Genomic DNA, 995 nt, shown 5'->3' on the forward strand with positions numbered 1-995 from the left:
AAAAAGCCGCTTTTAAACCATTCTGCTCACACACATCCATGTACCAATCAAAGGTGTAATTTGGGTCAAACCGAAAATCACCTTTTTTATTGAAATGATATCGCTGTATGCGCTTTAACGCTTCAGTAACACTTTTTCGTTTAAGCAGGTCTGCAGCACACGTTCGTAGTAATCTTGGTAAGGTCTTTACTGTCGGGTCAAATGGCGTATCTGCATCACAGCTAACAAATATTTTTGGGGTGCGCTCTTTTCGTTGTAGCTCTGGCCAAAGCTTGGTCATACAAGCCCATAACAATTCGACATACTCGTCGACTATCGGACGTTCAAGAAAGCCATATTTATATGCAAGAGAAGCCTTAGCTGGGAATCTATCGTGCTGATCTCGCTCAGGACTGACTAACTCTTCAAAGCGACTGAGCATAAAGAAGATGGTACCGAACAAGTCAAAATCAATCTTAATATTCGAGCCAATCTTTAGGTTTGGCGAACCAAACATAACAGGGATGTCGTTTTTGTCTTTAAAGCCGGACTGTTCTTCCAGACCTAACTCTAGTGACTTTAGAAATAAACATTCGACTTGGTGGTCAGAAAAATCGAAAGCCGAGATTTCATTACATTCCAATTCAATTATAAAATTCGTCTGTATCTGTATAGACTGAGAGTGATTATCGAGCGAAATAATTACCCTATCACAGTCCTTATATTCAACCCTGTATTCCTGCCCTAACCATTCATCAAAAACGATACTTAGCGTGTAATCAAGAAAAGGCTTAACCTGAGTTGGTGCTGTAACCGTCAACATTAACGAGCAGCCTTAAGTGCTTTAGCTAAACGAAGCCAACGATTTGGTGTATGCGAAATCTGAAAATAGGGCTTTTGCATCGCACCAAAACCTCTAAAAAATCGTTCGATGGGCTCAATCATTGACCCCTCAAAATCAAAGCGTTTCGTAACCGTCGATGCAAACTTAATTGCTTCCCACATACAAAGACTAG

At 40.5% G+C, this 995-nt stretch carries 2 protein-coding genes; both read right to left on the reverse strand.

Annotated elements, in window-relative coordinates; translation table 11 throughout:
• Positions 1-802 (reverse strand): hypothetical protein (locus A3751_RS16225; RefSeq protein ID WP_197466416.1); only part of this gene is annotated, 802 nt, incomplete at its 3' end.
• Positions 802-995, reverse strand: a 194-nt coding sequence (locus tag A3751_RS23630) for a hypothetical protein (RefSeq protein ID WP_231876918.1), incomplete at its 5' end; no start/stop codon positions are given. The genes A3751_RS16225 and A3751_RS23630, both read right to left, overlap by 1 nt.

This window comes from Oleiphilus sp. HI0080 (genome assembly GCF_001635135.1).